The following is a 17,549-nucleotide window of genomic DNA, read 5'->3' as shown; positions in this document are numbered from 1 at the left end:
AATGGCCAGCATGCGTCAACTTGCGCGCCGCATCGCCCTCAAAACCGCCCGCACAGGCCTTCAGGCTGCCATCTTTTCCCTGGAGCTCATCAGCGATCTCACACCCGGCATGCGCATGACCGGCCGGCGGCGCCTGCCGCAGAATATGTGGCCCGGGATCTTCGGCGCGGAGGTAGCAACCTGGGCCGCCGTCTCCCCGTCGCTATTGCCACGCCCCTGGTGGGTCACCGCCGCCAACGTAGCCATCGGCCAAGGCGCTGGCCACCTCGCCGCCACCACCGCAGCCTTCGCCGCCAAGCGCGGGCTCCGCCTCGCTGGGCGACGCCCCCAGGACCACGTGGGCCCCACCACTCGACGTTATTCCTACTACCTGCTTGGGATCGGAACATTCATCGCGGGCATACGCTCCCTGCGCAACCAATCAGAACAAGCCCGCCTCGTGAGCAAACTTAATGACCGCGGCCCCCAATCCGCAGCGCTGGGCATGGTGGTGGGCACCGCGGGCTACGGCGCCTTGCTCATCGTCGGGGAAGCAGCGCAGATCGCCGTTACCCAGCTATCCCGCCAGGTGCAGCGCTGGCTGCCCAGGTGGATAGCGTGGCCGCTCGCCGGCGGCGTGGTTGGCTTCGCTGCGGCCGTGGTCAGCGACCGCATGGTCTGGCGCCGGCTGCTCCGCAGGGCCTCCATCCAAGGTCTGGCCCTCAATAAATTGGTGTACCCAGGCTCCGCGATGCCCTGGGAGCCGGAACGCTCGGGAAGCCCCTGGTCCCACGAGCCGTGGACGGCCGTCGGCTCCCAGGGCAGGGCCTTCCTCGACCGCGGCCCACGCGCCCAGGACATCAAAGAAGTTATGCACTTCGAACGTGCCCACGAGCCGATCCGTATTTACATCGGGCTCATCCGCGGCCGTGGTCCGCACGCCGCCGCCCGCCACGCGGTGGCGGAGATGGATCGCACGGGCGCATTCCACCGCGACACCATCGTGCTGCAGATGCCCTCCGGCTCAGGCTGGATCAACAATTATTCGGTCAGCGGCTATGAATTCCTTACGCGCGGCAATTGCGCCACCGTAGCCCTGCAATTCGACTACTTGCCCTCCATGTTTTCCTACCTGGTGGATAAGAACCTCTCCCGCACTTTTGCGCGCGAGCTCATCGCCGCCGTTCATGCCCGCCTCGAGCTCTTGCCTGAGGACAACCGCCCGAAGCTGTACTTAAGCGGCGAGTCCTTGGGCTGCTATGCCATCGTGGAAAACTACGAGACGCTCGAAGAACTGCTAGCCGACTGCGATGGTGCGGTGTTCACTGGGCCGCCTCGGATGACCAGCTTCATGCGGCGCCTGCACCGCGAACGCGGTTCCCTGGAACGCCTGCCGCTTATCGACGGCGGCCGGCACCTCCGCTTCGCCAGCGTTCCCGCCCACATGGAACACGATGCCTTCGGCGAACCCTATGGCCCCTGGGAGCGCCCGCGCGTGGCGGTGGGGCAGCACGCCTCCGATGCCATCGTGTGGTGGGACAGCAAGCTCATCTATGCCCGCCCCAACTGGATCCACGAGCCCACCCCGCAGACCCTGTACGCAGATACCTTTAAGAACCTGCGCTGGCACCCGTTCATCACCTTCTGGCAGGTAGCACTGGACCAGATCAACTCGCTCAACGTGCCGGGCGGCCACGGCCACAACTACTTTGAGGAAACCTTCTGGTACTGGGATTCCGTCCTCGGATCCCAAACGCGCACCCAGCTCACTCCGGAGCTCGCTGAGCGCATGCGGGACTTTGTGGAGCGCGACCAGCTCAACAAACCTTCCGACTTCCGCACGCACGTGCGCAAGCAGCTCTAGCCGCACGCCAGTGCGCTCACTGCGCTAGCCACACTTGACGCCGGTGCTGTGGTGCGGGCAGTAACCGTTGGGCACCTTGTGCAGGTACTGCTGGTGCTCGTCCTCGGCCAGGTAATACTCCCCCGAGTCCGTCTCGCTGAGGAGGGTGACCTCGGTGGTGGTGGCGCCGAAGCCGGCGTCGGCAAGCTTGCCCGCGTAGGAATCCACGAGCTGCTGGATCTCCGCGCGTTCCTCCTCGGTCTCTGGATAGAACGCCGAGCGGTACTGTGTACCGACGTCATTGCCCTGTCGGAAGCCCTGGGTCGGATCGTGCGCCTCCAGAGCCTTGACCACTAAGTCGCGCAGGCTCACGCGCTGCGGGTCGTAGGTAATCTGCACTGCCTCCGCATGGTTGGTCAGCCCGCGGCAGACCTCGTAGTACGTCGGGTTAGGGGTGGTGCCGCCCGCATAGCCCACGGACGTCGACTCCACACCCTCGGTTTCCCAGAACATCTTCTCCGCGCCCCAGAAACAGCCGATGGCAATGATGAGGGACTTCTGCCCTTCCTTCCACGGACCGGTGATAGGAGTCCCCAGGACCGCATGGGGCTGCGGGTTGTCCAAGACGGGCTCGGATCGCCCGGGAAGGGCGTCCTCCGCTGCCACCAGCTTGGGTTCTGGCTTGAAAAGAAACATGCAGGATTCTCCTTCGCGTAGTGTTGTCCTCCCCTTATACTCCGCTAGGCCGCTTGCAATCCAGGTTTTCGTTCACGGCGGTTCCCATTAAAAAATTATTGTGGCCAAATCCTCATCCGCACCCTACGATGGGGCCTCGTACCCCAAAGAAAGGATGACACAAATGGCTGTTTACGAACTTCCTGAACTCGACTACGCATACGACGCTCTGGAGCCGCACATCTCCGCTGAGATCATGGAGCTGCACCACTCCAAGCACCACGCTGGCTACGTTGCTGGCGCTAACGCTGCGCTCGAGGCTCTGGAGGAGCAGCGCAACGGCGAGGCTAACGCTGACGCTATCCGCGCTCTGTCCAAGAACCTTGCCTTCAACCTGGGTGGCCACACCAACCACTCCATCTTCTGGAAGAACCTCTCCCCGAACGGTGGCGGCGAGCCGACCGGCGAGCTGGCTGAGGCTATTAACCGCGACTTCGGTTCCTTCGAGAAGTTCAAGGCTCACTTCTCCGCTGTTGCTACCGGCCTGCAGGGCTCCGGTTGGGCAGTTCTGGGCTACGACCACGTTGCTGGCCGCCTGATTATTGAGCAGCTGACCGATCAGCAGGGCAACATCTCCGTGAACTTCACCCCACTGCTGATGCTGGATATGTGGGAGCACGCCTTCTACCTCCAGTACAAGAACGTGAAGGCTGATTACGTTAAGGCTGTCTGGAACGTCTTCAACTGGGATGACGTTGCTGAGCGTTACGCTGCTGCCACCAAGTAAGCCCTCTGGCCTCCTTTAAGGCCATATAGCTTCGACCGCGCTGAGTTCTCTTCATTGAGGCTCAGCGCGGTTTCGCGTTGTGACTCCCTCTACAAGCTTTGCGGAGGACCACCCAACCCCGATATCCAGACCACAACTGCCCGATCCGCCAAAGTTATGCGCCGCCATTGCAGATCCGAGAGGGATCTTCGTCATATTGGGCAGTTGGCCTATCCGTTAAGGCACTCTGCCGCCTGGGAGCACCAGTGCCAGGCTGCCACACGAGATCTCCAGCCCTGAAGCACTCCGCGCGTTGGCGGCCGCGCTGCCGTTCGATAGCTAGTCGGCGGTGCGTGCCACAACGAAATCCTTGAAGTGCTCCACCGGCGGGGCATCATCGCCCTCGCGCCACACCAAACCCAGCTCGCGGTAGGCCTCTGGTTCTAAGGGAATGAGGTTGCGGGCTTTTAGATACGGGTCATCAAGCGGCAGCAGGGCCGATCCCAGCCCGGCGGCCACGAGGCCGGCCACGGTGGTCAGCTCCATCGACTCGAAGACGAGGCGAGGGCTAAAACCGGCCTCGCCCGCCAGGGAATCGAGAAGCATGCGGGTTCCATAGCCCGGCAGCATGCCGATGAAGGGCTCGTCCCGGAAGTCTTCCATGCGCACCCCGTCTCTTCCTGCGGCCCAATGACCTTCGGGAACCGCTAGACCTAAGCGTTGCAGCTTGAGCTGGTGCCACCCTAGCGGGCCGGGGGCGGTAGGGCGGGGACCGACCAGCGCCAAGTCGGACTCGCCGGCGGCTACCCTCTCCACGAGCCCGCGCGCCGCGCCTTGGTGCAGGCGAATATCCACGTGTGGGTGTTCGGCGCGATAGGTCTTGAGTAGCTCCGGGACCATCCACGTGCCCAGGGAATGCATGAAGTCGAGGCGCACGGTCCCACGCTCAGGATCCATCAGCCGGGCCACGGCATCGCGCGCGGCGGCTTCCGACAAAAGAATCCGCCGCGCGTGTTCCACGAAGGCCCGGCCGCGGGCATTCAGCCGCAGGCGCCGGCCGCTGCGCTCAAACAGGCTGGCCCCCACGGCCGTCTCGATCCGCTGCACGCGGCGGGTCAACGCGGATTGGGAGAGCCCGAGGGCGTCGGCAGCCGCGCCGACGAGGCCATGGTCGGCCACGGCGACGACGCCGCGCACATCCTCCAGATTCATGCACACCTCGCATGCTTTATGTGACTTTTAGACATTTTACACATAACCCGCGCTAGGCCATGCTTGATGCATGACCAGAACGCGGCGCGCCACCATTGCCATGCTCTTCGTGGGTCTGGCAATTTTTTCTTGCCTTTACCCCACCCAAGCCATGCTGCCCACGTTGGTGGAGGACATGGGCATGTCCTCCACTGAGGCCGCCATGACTATTTCCGCCGCAACCGGCGCGCTGGCCGTCTGCGTCATCCCAGTCTCCATCATTTCCGAGCGCATTGGGCGCGGCAAGCTCCTGCTCGTCTCCACCATTGCCGCCACGCTCATCGGCATGCTTGTTCCGCTAGCACCCAATCCGGAGATCCTCATCGCCACCCGCGCGCTCCAGGGCGCCGTCATCGCCGGCGCACCTGCTACCGCCATGGCCTGGATCTCAGAGGAGCTCGAAAGCTCCTACGTTGCCCGTGCCATGGGGTTGTACATCGCCGGCACCACCATTGGTGGGCTCACCGGCCGCCTCATCCCGACCGGGTTGCTCGAGCTCACGTCCTGGCGCTGGGCACTGGCGGGCTCTAGCCTGGTCACGCTCATCCTCGCCATCATCGCCGCGATCTTGCTGCCCTACCAGCAGAACTTCACCCCCAAGGAGATTCACTTCCGCTCGGAGCTGCGCGCCATCTTCCGCCATGCCCGGGACACCCGCCTCATCCCCTTATTCATCGTGGCCTTCGTGGCCATGGGCACCTTCGTGTCCCTCTATAACTTCCTGGCTTTTCGGCTCATCGACCACTTCCACCTCGCGCCCGGTTTGGCCGGCTTGGTCTTCCTCTTCTACCTCACCGGCACGTGGTCTTCGGCGCGGGCGGGCCGGTTGGTCACGCAGGTCGGCCACGCCAACACCTTGCTGCTGTCCTGCCTGCTTTTTGCCGTGGGCATCGCGCTCTGTATGGGGGCACTGATCCCCACCCTTCTCGGCATCGTGCTCTTCACCATCGGCTTCTTCGCAGCGCACTCCACGGCCTCGGGGTGGGTGGGGCATATCGCCACTCACGACCGCGCTGAGGCCTCCAGCCTCTATGTCTTCTTCTACTACCTGGGCAGTTCCATCCTGGGCGCACTGGCCGGCGTGCTCTTTGATTCCCTGTCGTGGACCGGCTTCATCGCCGTCTACACCGCCCTCGCCGCGGGCATCGCGGTGTTGAGTTGGGTGGTGAGAAAAACCGGATAAAATCGTGTTTTATGGACAAATGGTCACCGCGCACATGGCACAGGAAAGCATCCCGCCCTGTCAGCCTGTGGATGATGGTCTTTCTTCTCGCGGGCGCAATCCATACCTTTATCCCGAATTACCGGTGGGTCCTCATCCACCTTTTCACGCTCGGCATCCTCAGCAACAGCATCGTGGTGTGGTCCCAGCACCTCACCGAGAAGTTCGTGCAGCTCAAAGTTCCGATGTCGGCCCGCCCTCGCCAGCTCGCGCGGATTTATCTGCAGAATGCCGGCGTTATCCTCACCCTCGTGGGGCAAATCCTCAGTGAATATTGGGGCCACCACTGGGTGCTCACACAGATAGGCGCCACACTTGTCGCGCTCGCCGTGGTCTGGCACGGCGTGGCCCTCTTTGCCTTATGGCGCCAAGCGGAATCCAAAAGATTCCGCCCTGTCGTTGCTGCATACGTAGCCTCAGCCTTCTTTCTTGCCGTTGGTGCCACTCTTGGTGCCTTCCTCGCGACGCACCCCTCCCATCCGCGCCTGCTCATCGCGCACGTGGCCGCCAATATTGGTGGCTTCGTGGGGCTGGCGGCGGCCGGCTCACTCACCATCTTGTTCCCATCTATCTGGCGCACCAAGGGAATCAATCCGCACATGGGCCTGAGCTTCACGCTGTTGGCGCTGGGCGTGGTGACCACCGTGATCGGCAGCGCGTGGAATGTACCGCAAGCGGGCCTCATCCTCTACTGCGTCGGCTGGGCGCTCAGCCTACAGAGCTGGTTACTCAATGCCCTTAGCGTGTTCCGGGAACCACGCGGGCGCATCACCTTCCCGGCGCTTTCTGTGCTCTTTTCCTGCTTCTGGCTGCTCGGCGGTCTGGTGTATTACACCACCCAGCATTTCTTCTCCAGCGAGCCACAGATTCCCATGCTCGCGCTCGTCGTGGGGTTTGGCGCCCAACTGCTCATCGGCGTCATGGGCTATATGCTGCCCACCACGATGGGCGGCGGCCCTTCAGCGGTGCGGGCTGGCCTGCGCGAATACAACCGCTGGGGGCTGGGGCGCTCGGTCTTCATCAACGGCGGGCTTGCCCTCTGGCTGGCCACCTCCAGTTCCCTCACCATGGTTGCCGCCTCGCTGCTCTGCCTCGGTTCCATGGCTGTCCTCCCCATCCTCACCGCCCGCGCGGTCAAGGCCCAGAAAGCCGTGCTTCTCAAGAAGGCCGAAGGCCCAGCCCCAACGAGCACAACGGACTGGGACCAGGTGTGGGTGGCGCTTGCGGTGCTCATCATCCTCGGCGGACTCAGCCTCATCCTGTAGATCCCCAGACCTCGATCCCGCAACCTCCTGCGTGGGCAGTGGGGCGTCGGCAAGCGCTTGGCGACGCCCACCTGCAGGTTGCGGGTTTCAGGTCTGGGGATTTGCAAAACGGGAAGGCAGAAGAAGCTAGGGCTCGAGGGGAGGCACGCCCGGCGCGCCGGCGGACATCCACTCGCGGACCACGTGGGTAGCGCGCACATCGCCGGCGTTATAGCGCAGAATCTGCGCACGCGCGTCCGTGTCACCGGCAAGCGCAGCGCGGCGGGCGTTAACGGATTCTTCGCCGTCAAACTCTTCCGGCCATTCAAAGCCCGCGACCGGGGCCACGGTCTTCAGACCCAACCCCGCGGTGCCGGCGAAACTACGCTTGACGTGGACAAACATATCCACCCACTCCTCCGAGGAGATGAACTCTTCCACTTCCTGGAGGTTGGGGGTAGAAAAACGCTGCGCGGACCTGCGCATCCAATGGTTCTCCCCGTGGGCGGAGTAGCAATACGCCGCAAAGGTCTTTCCCGCCGCATGTGCGTCAGCGCGCACTCCCATGAGCCACTCCCAAAACTCGGCGAAATTCTCTGCTTCCGCCCGGCCGCCGAGCGGCTCCCACGTGGCAAAAGAGTGATACTCACCGTCCAGGAGTGCACCCCACAGGTAGGCGCCTTGATCCAGGTAGGCCTCCATATCGACGTCGACTTCCACATCCGCGCGAGGAACGCTGACCTGCCCGCGGCGCAGCAGGGGAATACCTTCGCGCCAGGCGGCGGCGAGGGCGGAGGGGGCGCCGAGGGAGGCGTCGATAAGCCCTTGCACCGTTGTGATACCGCGCTCGCGGTAGGGGTTGGCGCGGTCGCCCGGCAGGAAAAGGGAAATGTCATCGCGGGCTTCCAGCTCTTCCCGGCACAAGGGCCAAAAGCGGCAGGAGGCGCACTCTTTAACGCGGCGCGGGCCCTCGGGCAGCGGTTGTGCCAGCGCCTCATCGATGGCAAAACGCGAGGTATCCGTGACAAAAGCCTGGCTGCGGTCCTGCCCAATCGCCGCGCCCCTGCCGGAATTCAGGCCTACTTCTTCCAGGCCCCGGGCGGCCAGGGCCAACCGGTAGCCGTCGATGGCATGGTGCCGAATCTTGTACTTTGCCGGTAGCGGCTCACTCAACCCCAAACGATGGGTAGGGACAACCAGGGTGCGCGAGCTCTCGTGCGGGCGGGCCACGCGGTGATCGGAGACGATGACGGGGCTGTATTTATCCCCATCTCGGACCAGGAGCTCCACGCGCACCATCCACTCTTCGGTGGAAAAGACGGCGTTGGTGATGTGCGTATACCCGCGAGCTAGAGCCTCGAGCGTAGCCAGGGCCCGTTCAAAGTCGCTACCCTCCAGGTCAATGCGGCGAAAACGGCCTGGCCCCTTGGCGGGAAGGCGGCTCAAGGCGGCATCGATAGCCGCCGCATGGCGTTCCGCGCGGGCCTGACTTACCGCGGTGCGTGGGATCTCAGGATGCGCGCGGCGCTGCACCAAGCGATAACGGCAGCCCACAAGATCCGTGGCAACGAGCACATCCTTCACAGCAGGTGAGCTTAGTAGACCACCTTGCTAGAGTTGTAGCGAGACCCTAAGGAAAAATGATTTAAGGACGTTTCAATGGGCATTATGAAAAAGATCCGCAAGGCCCGCCGTGAGGCCCGCGCTGAAATCAAGGCCGCCAAGACCCGTGCAAAGGCAGAAGTCAAGGCTGCGGATAAGGCCAAGCACCGCCAGCAGAAGCTGCTGGCCAAGCAAGAAAAGGCGCTTATTAAGTCTGAGGAAAAGGGCCTGAAGAAGCGCCGCAAGCACGAGTACAAAATGGCCAAGAAGGAACTCGATCGCATTAAGCAGGGGCGTTTTAATAAGGACAATGTCAAGCGCTATGCCGGTGCCCTGCGCACCGCCGCACCGCTTCTTTTGCCCCTGATTTATCGTGGCATCACCGTTGCTCAGCGCGAGGTTGAGAAGAAGCGCGCGCACAAGGCTGGCGTCAGCGCTGAGCAGCTGGCCTCCTTCTCCGGCCACGGCGCACCGCTAAAGGCGCGCACCGCCGGCATCCGCAACTCCCTGAAGGACGCCCAGCTGCCCGCCGGCTTTAAGCGCGACGTCAAGGAGCGGCTCAACGAGCTCGATTCCGCAATCGACAATGCGGAATACATGACTGAGCAGCAGCGCCAGCGCGCACACCGCTCCATCTCCGGCGAGATTGATTCTCTCAACGACGAGATCCAGTCCAAGCTGGGCGCATAACCCTTCGCACCACAGCTTCCAGCCTTCGATCCCCACATTCCCCGCCTCCTAACAAGGGCGGGAAAGCGGATCGGAGGCTTTTTCTTGCGGGTTTAAAATCAGCCTTTGTTACCGGCCAGAATATTGCTTCTCCTTGCGCCCCTTAACTGTGTCGCAGACGTGGTTTTGCTCTATAGTCAATAACAAGAGAAGGTTCTTTTAATGACTTTCTCTTTAATCCGTTAAGTTACTTAAAGTTTAGGCTTCCGCTCTTGTGGTGAACGATGAGGGAAGCCCAAGCACAGCGCGATCAGATTACAGATCGAATGGAGAATCATGGCACGCCGCGAAATCACCCAGTTTTTTGACGACATTGATAACAAGCCCCTCAGCGAAGAAGAACTGATTGTCATCCGCTTCAGCGTTGACGGTAAAGACTATCTCCTCGATGTTTCCCAGGAGAATGCCGATAAGTTCCACGCTGCAATGGAACCTTTTGTCAAGGCCGCCCGTCACCCGGTGAAGAAGGACACCCGCCGCTACAAGCCGGCCGATGTCCGCGCCTGGGCCGCCCAGCACGGCTACCAGGTGGCCGAGCGCGGCAAGATCCCCAACGACGTCATCCTGGCCTACCGCGACGCCAACAACCTCTAAAGAACGCCCTGCTCGCGGGCGGCCGCCACGGCCGACGTGCGCGAGCGCACTCCTAATTTGTCGTAGATGTGGACGAGGTGAGACTTCACCGTCGCCTCCGAAAGCATCAGCTCCACACCGATCTCCCGGTTGGAGGATCCCGCCGCGACTAGCTTCAGTACTTCCAGCTCGCGCGGGGTAAGGGAGGTGCGCGGCGTGCGCACGCGGGTCATCAGCTTATCGGCCACTACCGGCGAAAGCGCCGAATCACCGTCGGCCGCCGAGCGCACCGCCGCGAGCAGCTCGACCGGCGGCGCATCCTTCAGCAAGTAGCCTACCGCTCCGGCCTCAATCGCCCCGAGAATGTCCGCGTCAGTGTCGTAATTGGTCACCACGAGCACCTTGGGCGGGTTCTCCATGGAGTAGCGGATGGCGGCAGTCGCCTCCGCGCCGCCCATGACGCGGGTGCCTTCAATACCCGCTCCAAACCGCAGATCCATGAGGAGGACGTCAATGCCACCTGCCTGCGCTGCGGAGACGGCGGCTTCGGCGGTCGCTACCTCACCCACCACCTCGATATCCTCAGCCCCCTCGAGCACCGAGCGTAGACCTAGGCGTACGATCTCGTGGTCGTCGGCAAGCAAGACCCTAATCACGGGCTTCCTCCTCATTGGTACGGTGTGGACAAATTCCTAATCTACATCGTTATGTAAGGGCACACTAACTGAGACCGCCGTACCGCTGCCTGGCGTGGATTCAATCACGACCTCTCCACCAAGTTCCTCAGCACGCCTGCGCATCGCCGATAGACCAATATGCCCCAACCCCGCCGGCTTATTCTCCACTGCCTCGACATCAAAGCCCTCTCCATTGTCCACCACGTCCACGCGCACCTCATCCGGCACATAGGTTACCGTCACCCGTGCCTTGCTGGCGTGGGCATGCTTGACGACGTTCCCCATCGCCCCCTGCGCAATCCGCAACAGTGCTGCTTCCACCTTCATGGGAAGTTGCTGGACATCGCCTTCAACGTCCACGGAAACATCAACCCCACCGGTTGCCGCGAAGTTATCCGCCATCCTGGTCATAGCTGACTCCAGGGAGGTTTCTGATAACGCCGCCGGCTGGAGTGCTGCGATCATGGCACGCGCCTCGTGGAGGTTATCCGCCGCGGTGCGCCGGGCGAGCTCAATGCGCTCCTGCGCCTTAGGGATATTCTCCTGGGCCAGGTCGCGGTCAGCGGCGTGCAGAAGCATCTGGATGGAGGACAGGCCCTGTGCCAGAGTGTCGTGGATTTCGTGGGCGATGCGCTGGCGCTCGGCTGTCATACCGGCCGTGCGCTCGGACTCCACAAGTTGCGAACGGGTCTTCACCAATTCTTGGTTCATACGGCTCAGCGCCCGGAAGGCATAGGTGATAGCGATCGTCACCAGGGCCGATACCGCTGGGCCCATGACGCCGCCGAAGGACAGCCCGCCCGGTACCTGCACCAGCACGGTCATCACCGTGGCCGCGATAACGCAGATGACGCCGGGGATCATCTCCAGTACGTAGAGGTACACAAAGTACAGGGAAAACACGAGGTAGATGGCCGCAGGCGCCACAGCCAAGTCGGCAAGCCACAATACCGTGAGGATGACTATCCAGCCATAACGCGCGATGCGCGGCAGCGTCTCCAAGTAGGCTGAGCCCCCGAAGTACACCACGGCGAAAGAAACCAAGAGCAGCAGGTTGAGCACGCCCTGCCACAGAGGTAGGCGCACCGTGGTAAAAATCGCCACCACCAGCAGCGTCGCCGTCAGGACGTGGATACCGTTGCGCAGGGCATCCGATTCAACCGAGCGCTGGTCTAGTGTGGACGTCATGCGCCACAGCCTACTTCCCCCGCTTGCCGCCTGCCTGATCGGCATCGGCTTCGCCGCCGCGGGGTGCTCGGATGCAGACGACCCCACCCCCAGCACCCCGGCCGCAAGCCCTGCGCCACCCACCGACGCAGGCGATGGCCTGCCCATCGACGCCACGGCGGAGGTCAGCGACTGGGAAGACTGCCCCTATCTGGATACCCAATGGGTGGCCGATACGAACGGGCAGAGGGTGACCCGGTGGGGCGTCGACAAGCGCTTTGGCACCCCCGCCTGCGTGTTCTGGTCCTACCCCGAGGACCCACAAGCCACCGTCCTCATCCGCCACATGCCCAGCGTGGAGGAAGCGCGCGCGGTCGTGGACTGGGCCGCCCCTGTCGAGGACACGGAGCTCGCCGAATTCGATGGCTGGTCGGGCGGGCGCGGCGTCTTTGAGGATCACTCGGTCTTCGCCGTGCAGAAGGACAACCACGCCGTGGTGGTGTGGTCGAACCAGCTGCAAACGCTCAAACCTCAGCTCATAGCCCAAGAAACCATCAAGCGTTTAGGACTGTAAAGACCTAAACAGTAAGAGGGCTAAACGGCGACGTCGTTATAGGGCATCTGCGCTGCTACCCAGGGGAACACAACCTCCATGAGCAGGAAGAAGACCCCCACGGCAAGAGCCAACGCCAGCACGGCTTTTACCGCGGTGGGGCCGGGCAACAGGTTCCACAGTGCGCGATACATTAGTTCTCCTCCAAGACGGCGGGGCGGTCATTGTCATCTGAGCCGGGCTTCTTAGCCTCCCGGTCGGTCTCCATCGCGTGAATAATCATGCGCTCCGCATTTGAGAACTGCGGATGACACGTCGTGAGCGTAAGCAAGGATTCGCTCGGCTCAACGCCCTCCGCCCCGGGAACAGGTTGGAGCACGCTCACATCACCCGGCAGCGTGATGTGGCGGCCTTGAATGGGCTGGTACTCCGGCTTGGCTTGCTGCTCTGGGCTGAAGCACTCCCCCGGGGAACCGTCGATAGGCAGCACGCGGTAGGTGATCCACTCCGTCGCAGTTTCGATGACGATGGCGTCGCAGGTGTGCAGGTTACCCAGATCATTAAAGGGCGCGCCCTTGCCCACGCGGTGTCCGGCCACCGCAAAGTTGCCCGGCTCACCGGGCATCTGCGTGTCGGTGTAGCGCCCCGGTCCGCGCAGCAAATCATCCTCGTTGGTGCCTTCGAGGACCGCGAAGGCGAAGTCCGAGCCGAAGGCAGGGATATAGAGGCGTGCAAATGCCTCACCGAGCTGCGGGGCATGGCCAGCGCCGCGCGGATTGTGCCACTCCTCCTGTAGCGTCTCGTTGGCTTCGTCCTGTAGCTTGCCGGAGGCGATGTTGGTCCAGTAGGACTCATAAAAAGCAAAGAGCAGCAGCAGCACGCCGGCCGTCAGCATCAGCTCACCGATGACGGAGCCGACGGTCGTTCGCGTGCGTGCGGTGGGGTGGGGCATACTCACTACCCTAGCCTCCCTGTAACGTGTAAGTGCCCCACCACCCTGCAGAAAGAGGAGTAGGCGATGATCGAAATTTTCATGTATCCGGTCTCCGGAATCATGAAACTCTGGCACCTCCTGTTAGGTGCTTTCTTCTCCGGCTCCATGTCATGGATCCTCACCATCGTCTTCCTGGTGCTGACGGTCCGCGGGCTCATTGCTCCGCTGAACTGGCTTTCCGTGAAGCAAGGCCGCATCGGAGCCCTCATGCGCCCAGAGATGACTGAGCTCAACGCGCAGCTCGCTCGGGCCGACACCGTCGATGAAGCCGTCGCCGTCCTTACGCAGCAGCGCGATCTCAAGAAGCGCTTTCAACACAATCCATTAGTGGGTTGCTTCCCAGCCTTCCTCATCATTCCCGCCTTTATTGGCCTCTACCAGGTGGTGCTCCGCGTCTCCGGTTCCACACATGAGCCGGTGGGGATGCTCACGCTAGACGACGTCTCCTCTTTCCGCGCTTCCACCGTCTTCGGCGTTCCCCTCACCGATTTCGCCCGCGAGCACCGTGACTTGGTCCTGCCAATGCTCATCGCGGCACTCGTGTTTACCTCCCTCAACACGCTCATTACGCTCTACCGCGGCTACCTCACCACGCTTTTCGACGAAAAGATCCCTCGCCGCTTGCTGTGGTTCATGGCCCTCATGGTGGTTCTTATACCGTGGATGCTGTGGATGGTGGCCTGGCACGGCCCCATCCCCGTGACCATCATCTTCTACTGGGGTTGTTCCTACCTCTTCACCCTGCTACAGACGGGCGTGTACGAAATCATTCTGCGCAAGCGCTACCCGCTGCCAGAGGCCGTCCACGAGCAGCGCCGTGCCAGCATCCAGCGCTGGCGCACCAAGGAAAAGAAGCGGGAGAAGAAGGCCGCTAAGCAGCGGCTCAAAGAAGATCCGGGGCATAAGGAAGAGCTCGCAGCTAACCGCAAACGCCACTCAGAGATCGTGGCGGAGGCACGAAAGATTGTTAAATCGAATAGTCGGCAGGAGGGGCCGACAGAAGCCGAATAGCCAGCTGCTTGGCCGTTACGAGCGGGGCGACGTCGCGGGTAAGGCGGGCGCCGGCAAGACCACCATCAAGGAAGATGAGAATTTCGCTCGCCTGCTCCTCTGAGGGGTAGCCATTCTTAGCGTTGAGGAGTGCTGTGACCGTGGAATGCATCCACGTGCGGTGCTCGACGCAGGCGGCCACGATGTCGCGCTCGGCATCAGTTTCTGGCCGCGGATACTCGCCCGCAGCGTTGAGGAAGTGCGAGCCCCTGAATTCCATGGAGGGCTGCTCCTCGATGGCCTTGTCGAAGAAGGCCAGAATCTTGCTTTCCGGGTCTGTCGCGTCCTCGGTGCGCTTTTGCCAATCGGCGCGATATTCCTCATCAAGGGCCTCAACGTACGCGATAACGAGGGCGTCCTTAGAGCCGAAGAGGGAGTACAGCGATGCCTTAGCGACGTCCGCCTCACGCAGGATGCGGTCGATGCCGATCACGCGGATTCCTTCGGTGGTAAAGAGCCGCGTGGCGGATTCGAGCAGTCGGCTGCGCGGACTCGGACGATTGCGTCGCGACTTCTTTTCGGCCATTTCTTCTCCTCACATGACAAAACCGGTTCATCTACACAATATAGACAAACCGGTATGTATGCGAATTATTATTTCTTGCGGCCCGTAATGGCTCCCACAATCCACAGCAGGATACAGGCGCCGACCGTTGCCGTAATAATCATAAGGAACCAGCTATCACCAACACTCTTATTAAAGAGCGCAAGCAAGCCGCCACCAATCAGGCCACCGATAACACCAACAATGAGGTTAGTGAACAGCCCCTGATCGCGCTTCATAATCTTCTCAGCGAGCCAGCCCGCAATGATGCCAACAACAATCGAACCAAAGAAACCGAGACCAAGTCCCATGTCACTCTCTCCTTCTCATAACAGTAAATAGCTTTTATTTACGTGCTCCCCACCGTACGCGTTAAAACACCAAAACGACTCGGGCTTACCACTTATCCAGTAAATGGGCCCGAATCGTTATAGCGGGGTTATGCGAAGGTTACTCGGAGTCCGGACGTACCACCATCATCGGGCACGGCGCGGACTGCAGCAGCGCGCGGGAGGTGGAGCCAAGCAGCATGCCCTTGAAACCACCACGGCCGTGGGAACCGACAACCAGCAGCTGAGCGCCCTCGGAAGCCTCAGCCAACGCACGGACCGGACGGTCGCGGGCAATAACCTTCTTGACCTGTACCTCCGGGTACTTTTCTTGGAATTCAGCGAGGCGCTCGGTCAGCAGCTCTGCCTGCTCCTTCTCCACCTCAGCCCACTCAGCCTGCGCAGCGGAGAGGCCGGCCAGAGAAGCCTGCACCTGCATATCCATCCAGGTGTGAACGGCAATGAGTTCCGCGCCGCGGGCATCGGCTTCCTTGAAGGCGTAATCGGTTGCCTTCTGGGAAACCTCGGAACCATCGACGCCGATGACAACCGGACCGTACTTGGTGGACTCAGTGACGTGGTTATCCTCACGGACTACGACCACCGGGCAGGAGGCGTGGGAGACGACGGATGCGGACACCGAGCCCATCACCATGCCGGAGAGACCGCCCATACCGCGGGAGCCCATGACAATCATGGTGACGTCCTTGGACATCTCCAGCAGCATGTCGATCGGGGAGCCCTCAGCCACGGTGTGGCCAATCTTCAGATCCGGGGCAACCTTGTGGGCCTCGGCGCGGGCATCCTCGATCTTCTCTAGGGTTTCCGCCTGGAGGTCATCAAAAAGCTCCTTCGGCGGAACCATGCCTTCGGCGTAGAGGAACTGCGGCATCGTATAGCTCGATGCAATACGCAGCGGGATACCCCGCTTTACCGCGGTATTAGCAGCCCAGCGGACGGCGTTCTTCGACGCTTCCGAACCATCAACGGCTACGACGACAATGTCTTCCTTTGCCATGACCTTTCCTTTCGAAGTGCTTACACTTCCAGTCTAATACCTATTACTAGACCTGTGGGGTGGTAGCAGCGTCCGCGTTCGCAGGGAAGAGGATGTTGTAGGCGGCCACGACAATGTCACGAATGACGGCACCGATACCATTAGAGAAGAAATCGATGACGGGTGCGAGAATAGAGTTAAAATCCATGGGTCAAAGAATATCGCAAACAAGGCGTGGCGCAACACCACTTCCTATCCGTGATGGGCTAAACCCCACCCACGCCCGCGTGCCTGAAGGTCCGATTACCGCGTGGAACTTCGTTCACCACCTCATCGTCACTCAGCGCCACCGTCACCCCGGCGACAACGAGGCCGCGCTACAGGCCCGCTTCGACGCAGACGAAGTTGTGCGCCAAGATGGTTCCCCTCTTCGCCCTGATAGTATTCTCGCCACCAACGCAATGGTGTACTTCTACCGCATGCCGGCTCCCGAAACTCCCGTCCCATACGACATACCAATCCTCTTTGAGGACGAGCGCCTCCTAGTGGTGGATAAGCCGCCCTTCATGGCCACCATGCCCCGCGCCCGGCACATCACAGAGACTGCAACCGTGCGCCTGCGCCGGATGACGGGAAACAACGAGCTATCTCCCGCGCATCGTCTCGACCGGCTTACCTCCGGCATCCTCGTCTTTACGAAGGACCGCTCCGTCCGGGGCGCCTACCAAACGTTGTTTGCCGAGCGCCGCGTAAACAAGACCTACGAGGCCATCGCGCCGCTTGCCGACGTCTCCCCAGGCACCATTTGGCGCTCCCGTATGGAGAAGACCCCGGGGGAGCTGCAAGGCCGCATCGTCGAGGGGGAAGTCAATGCCATCACCGAGGTCGCCGGCGTGGTGCCCGTAGATAAGGCCCCCTACGAGTCCATCCACGGTTCACTACCAGAGCTCGGGAAGTACACCTTAAAGCCGCAGACTGGCAAGACGCATCAACTCCGATTGCACATGCTCCAGGCAGGAATACCCATTATTGGGGACCCCATCTACCCCGTCATCTACCCGGCAGAAGCCGAGGATATGCGAATTCCCATGCACTTGACGGCGACGCACATTTCTTTTGCCGACCCCGTAACCGGCTATACCCGTGAGTTTCACTCTCGATTACCCCTACATACCCATAATCTTCTTCGCCCGTAGTTTTGGCCCCAGTACCCAAAAAGGCTGGGCCAAGCAACACTGCTGCCAAAGAATGAGGACGGAATTAGACCAGCACTCAAACCATTGCCTTTGACATGTTGGTCCGATAGCCTAGGACATCCCTATAATTCCCTATCCGAAAGGAACTGACACGATGA

General features: G+C 61.5%; 20 protein-coding genes. 9 read left to right on the top strand and 11 right to left on the bottom strand.

The window, feature by feature from the left end; all coding sequences use genetic code 11:
• Position 1: 1 nt before the first annotated feature.
• Complete coding sequence (locus HMPREF2635_RS10765) at positions 2-1,843, top strand: alpha/beta-hydrolase family protein (RefSeq protein WP_070821736.1); 1,842 nt, start codon at positions 2-4, stop codon at positions 1,841-1,843.
• 24 nt (positions 1,844-1,867) lie between these two features.
• Here the strand turns inward: HMPREF2635_RS10765 and msrA are convergent, their stop codons facing one another.
• The gene (gene msrA / locus HMPREF2635_RS10760; protein WP_070517761.1) at positions 1,868-2,518 is read right to left on the bottom strand and encodes a peptide-methionine (S)-S-oxide reductase MsrA; all 651 of its coding nucleotides are present in this window, start codon (positions 2,516-2,518) and stop codon (positions 1,868-1,870) included.
• A 163-nt stretch (positions 2,519-2,681) separates the two neighbouring features.
• Between msrA and HMPREF2635_RS10755 the strand changes: the two genes are divergently transcribed.
• On the top strand, positions 2,682-3,284 hold the full coding sequence (locus HMPREF2635_RS10755; RefSeq protein ID WP_046647628.1) for a superoxide dismutase: 603 nt from the start codon (positions 2,682-2,684) through the stop codon (positions 3,282-3,284).
• Between the two features lie 318 nt (positions 3,285-3,602).
• Here the strand turns inward: HMPREF2635_RS10755 and HMPREF2635_RS10750 are convergent, their stop codons facing one another.
• Positions 3,603-4,475, bottom strand: coding sequence for a LysR family transcriptional regulator (locus tag HMPREF2635_RS10750; protein WP_070517762.1), 873 nt, complete (start codon positions 4,473-4,475; stop codon positions 3,603-3,605).
• 70 nt (positions 4,476-4,545) lie between these two features.
• Between HMPREF2635_RS10750 and HMPREF2635_RS10745 the strand changes: the two genes are divergently transcribed.
• Positions 4,546-5,697 (top strand): MFS transporter, encoded by a 1,152-nt coding sequence (locus HMPREF2635_RS10745; RefSeq protein WP_070517763.1) that lies wholly within the window; start codon positions 4,546-4,548, stop codon positions 5,695-5,697.
• Positions 5,698-5,708: 11 nt separating this feature from the next.
• Positions 5,709-7,001 carry a hypothetical protein gene (locus tag HMPREF2635_RS10740; RefSeq protein WP_049156873.1) on the top strand — a complete coding sequence of 431 codons (1,293 nt, stop codon included), beginning with the start codon at positions 5,709-5,711 and terminating at the stop codon, positions 6,999-7,001.
• A gap of 126 nt (positions 7,002-7,127) precedes the next feature.
• Here the strand turns inward: HMPREF2635_RS10740 and HMPREF2635_RS10735 are convergent, their stop codons facing one another.
• On the bottom strand, positions 7,128-8,564 hold the full coding sequence (locus HMPREF2635_RS10735) for a TM0106 family RecB-like putative nuclease (RefSeq protein WP_210401614.1): 1,437 nt from the start codon (positions 8,562-8,564) through the stop codon (positions 7,128-7,130).
• Between the two features lie 75 nt (positions 8,565-8,639).
• Here HMPREF2635_RS10735 and HMPREF2635_RS10730 point away from each other — a divergent pair, with 75 nt between their 5' ends.
• Together HMPREF2635_RS10730 and HMPREF2635_RS10725 are read left to right on the top strand one after the other, a co-directional pair.
• A complete protein-coding gene (locus HMPREF2635_RS10730; protein ID WP_070821735.1) occupies positions 8,640-9,272 on the top strand; it encodes a DUF6474 family protein in 633 nt (210 codons plus the stop codon).
• Positions 9,273-9,587: 315 nt separating this feature from the next.
• Complete coding sequence (locus tag HMPREF2635_RS10725; RefSeq protein WP_070517764.1) at positions 9,588-9,905, top strand: histone-like nucleoid-structuring protein Lsr2; 318 nt, start codon at positions 9,588-9,590, stop codon at positions 9,903-9,905.
• Here HMPREF2635_RS10725 and HMPREF2635_RS10720 read toward each other — a convergent pair.
• Both HMPREF2635_RS10720 and HMPREF2635_RS10715 read right to left on the bottom strand, forming a co-directional pair.
• Positions 9,902-10,540 (bottom strand): LuxR C-terminal-related transcriptional regulator, encoded by a 639-nt coding sequence (locus HMPREF2635_RS10720; RefSeq protein ID WP_046647640.1) that lies wholly within the window; start codon positions 10,538-10,540, stop codon positions 9,902-9,904. The genes HMPREF2635_RS10725 and HMPREF2635_RS10720 overlap by 4 nt on opposite strands.
• Positions 10,541-10,576: 36 nt before the next feature.
• Positions 10,577-11,749, bottom strand: a complete 1,173-nt coding sequence (locus HMPREF2635_RS10715; RefSeq protein WP_070821734.1) for a sensor histidine kinase — start codon at positions 11,747-11,749, stop codon at positions 10,577-10,579.
• Here HMPREF2635_RS10715 and HMPREF2635_RS10710 point away from each other — a divergent pair.
• Entirely contained in the window at positions 11,748-12,302 is a 555-nt protein-coding gene (locus tag HMPREF2635_RS10710; protein WP_070821733.1) for a DUF2020 domain-containing protein, read from the top strand. The two genes, HMPREF2635_RS10715 and HMPREF2635_RS10710, sit on opposite strands and share 2 nt — an antisense overlap.
• Positions 12,303-12,322: 20 nt before the next feature.
• On the opposite strand, the gene HMPREF2635_RS13470 is transcribed toward HMPREF2635_RS10710, so the two are convergent.
• Together HMPREF2635_RS13470 and HMPREF2635_RS10705 are read right to left on the bottom strand one after the other, a co-directional pair.
• A complete protein-coding gene (locus tag HMPREF2635_RS13470; RefSeq protein ID WP_168166775.1) occupies positions 12,323-12,475 on the bottom strand; it encodes a hypothetical protein in 153 nt (50 codons plus the stop codon).
• The gene (locus tag HMPREF2635_RS10705) at positions 12,475-13,233 is read right to left on the bottom strand and encodes a class E sortase (RefSeq protein ID WP_070682176.1); all 759 of its coding nucleotides are present in this window, start codon (positions 13,231-13,233) and stop codon (positions 12,475-12,477) included. The genes HMPREF2635_RS13470 and HMPREF2635_RS10705 overlap by 1 nt, the downstream gene beginning before the upstream one ends.
• A gap of 66 nt (positions 13,234-13,299) precedes the next feature.
• Between HMPREF2635_RS10705 and yidC the strand changes: the two genes are divergently transcribed.
• Positions 13,300-14,286: a membrane protein insertase YidC gene (gene yidC / locus HMPREF2635_RS10700; RefSeq protein WP_070821732.1), complete on the top strand. Its 987-nt coding sequence runs from the start codon at positions 13,300-13,302 to the stop codon at positions 14,284-14,286.
• Here yidC and HMPREF2635_RS10695 read toward each other — a convergent pair.
• The 4 genes from HMPREF2635_RS10695 to HMPREF2635_RS13465 form a co-directional block, all read right to left on the bottom strand.
• Complete coding sequence (locus HMPREF2635_RS10695; RefSeq protein WP_049154626.1) at positions 14,243-14,851, bottom strand: TetR/AcrR family transcriptional regulator; 609 nt, start codon at positions 14,849-14,851, stop codon at positions 14,243-14,245. The two genes, yidC and HMPREF2635_RS10695, sit on opposite strands and share 44 nt — an antisense overlap.
• A 68-nt stretch (positions 14,852-14,919) precedes the next feature.
• The gene (locus tag HMPREF2635_RS10690; protein ID WP_010188457.1) at positions 14,920-15,180 is read right to left on the bottom strand and encodes a GlsB/YeaQ/YmgE family stress response membrane protein; all 261 of its coding nucleotides are present in this window, start codon (positions 15,178-15,180) and stop codon (positions 14,920-14,922) included.
• A gap of 139 nt (positions 15,181-15,319) precedes the next feature.
• On the bottom strand, positions 15,320-16,216 hold the full coding sequence (locus HMPREF2635_RS10685) for a universal stress protein (RefSeq protein ID WP_046647652.1): 897 nt from the start codon (positions 16,214-16,216) through the stop codon (positions 15,320-15,322).
• A 46-nt stretch (positions 16,217-16,262) separates the two neighbouring features.
• Entirely contained in the window at positions 16,263-16,403 is a 141-nt protein-coding gene (locus tag HMPREF2635_RS13465) for a hypothetical protein (protein WP_168160887.1), read from the bottom strand.
• Here HMPREF2635_RS13465 and HMPREF2635_RS10680 point away from each other — a divergent pair.
• The gene (locus tag HMPREF2635_RS10680; RefSeq protein ID WP_083321304.1) at positions 16,339-17,391 is read left to right on the top strand and encodes a pseudouridine synthase; all 1,053 of its coding nucleotides are present in this window, start codon (positions 16,339-16,341) and stop codon (positions 17,389-17,391) included. The two genes, HMPREF2635_RS13465 and HMPREF2635_RS10680, sit on opposite strands and share 65 nt — an antisense overlap.
• The last annotated feature ends 158 nt before the right edge of the window (positions 17,392-17,549 follow it).

This window comes from Corynebacterium sp. HMSC035E02 (assembly GCF_001836065.1).
Lineage (GTDB): Bacteria > Actinomycetota > Actinomycetes > Mycobacteriales > Mycobacteriaceae > Corynebacterium > Corynebacterium hiratae.
The sequence above is the reverse complement of the archived record's forward strand: the minus strand, read 5'-3'. Positions and strand labels throughout refer to the sequence as shown.

Excerpts from the sequence above, each read along its gene's own strand:
- msrA (WP_070517761.1), bottom strand. The coding sequence starts at position 2,518 with ATGTTTCTTTTCAAGCCAGAACCCAAGCTGGTGGCAGCGGAGGACGCC.
- HMPREF2635_RS10690 (WP_010188457.1), bottom strand. The coding sequence starts at position 15,180 with ATGGGACTTGGTCTCGGTTTCTTTGGTTCGATTGTTGTTGGCATCATT.
- HMPREF2635_RS10680 (WP_083321304.1), top strand. The coding sequence starts at position 16,339 with ATGACGGCACCGATACCATTAGAGAAGAAATCGATGACGGGTGCGAGA.
- HMPREF2635_RS13465 (WP_168160887.1), bottom strand. The coding sequence starts at position 16,403 with ATGGATTTTAACTCTATTCTCGCACCCGTCATCGATTTCTTCTCTAAT.
- HMPREF2635_RS10765 (WP_070821736.1), top strand. The coding sequence starts at position 2 with ATGGCCAGCATGCGTCAACTTGCGCGCCGCATCGCCCTCAAAACCGCC.
- HMPREF2635_RS10695 (WP_049154626.1), bottom strand. The coding sequence starts at position 14,851 with ATGGCCGAAAAGAAGTCGCGACGCAATCGTCCGAGTCCGCGCAGCCGA.
- HMPREF2635_RS10715 (WP_070821734.1), bottom strand. The coding sequence starts at position 11,749 with ATGACGTCCACACTAGACCAGCGCTCGGTTGAATCGGATGCCCTGCGC.
- HMPREF2635_RS10685 (WP_046647652.1), bottom strand. The coding sequence starts at position 16,216 with ATGGCAAAGGAAGACATTGTCGTCGTAGCCGTTGATGGTTCGGAAGCG.
- HMPREF2635_RS13470 (WP_168166775.1), bottom strand. The coding sequence starts at position 12,475 with ATGTATCGCGCACTGTGGAACCTGTTGCCCGGCCCCACCGCGGTAAAA.
- HMPREF2635_RS10745 (WP_070517763.1), top strand. The coding sequence starts at position 4,546 with ATGACCAGAACGCGGCGCGCCACCATTGCCATGCTCTTCGTGGGTCTG.
- HMPREF2635_RS10755 (WP_046647628.1), top strand. The coding sequence starts at position 2,682 with ATGGCTGTTTACGAACTTCCTGAACTCGACTACGCATACGACGCTCTG.
- HMPREF2635_RS10710 (WP_070821733.1), top strand. The coding sequence starts at position 11,748 with ATGCGCCACAGCCTACTTCCCCCGCTTGCCGCCTGCCTGATCGGCATC.
- HMPREF2635_RS10730 (WP_070821735.1), top strand. The coding sequence starts at position 8,640 with ATGGGCATTATGAAAAAGATCCGCAAGGCCCGCCGTGAGGCCCGCGCT.
- HMPREF2635_RS10725 (WP_070517764.1), top strand. The coding sequence starts at position 9,588 with ATGGCACGCCGCGAAATCACCCAGTTTTTTGACGACATTGATAACAAG.
- HMPREF2635_RS10740 (WP_049156873.1), top strand. The coding sequence starts at position 5,709 with ATGGACAAATGGTCACCGCGCACATGGCACAGGAAAGCATCCCGCCCT.
- HMPREF2635_RS10705 (WP_070682176.1), bottom strand. The coding sequence starts at position 13,233 with ATGCCCCACCCCACCGCACGCACGCGAACGACCGTCGGCTCCGTCATC.
- HMPREF2635_RS10750 (WP_070517762.1), bottom strand. The coding sequence starts at position 4,475 with ATGAATCTGGAGGATGTGCGCGGCGTCGTCGCCGTGGCCGACCATGGC.
- yidC (WP_070821732.1), top strand. The coding sequence starts at position 13,300 with ATGATCGAAATTTTCATGTATCCGGTCTCCGGAATCATGAAACTCTGG.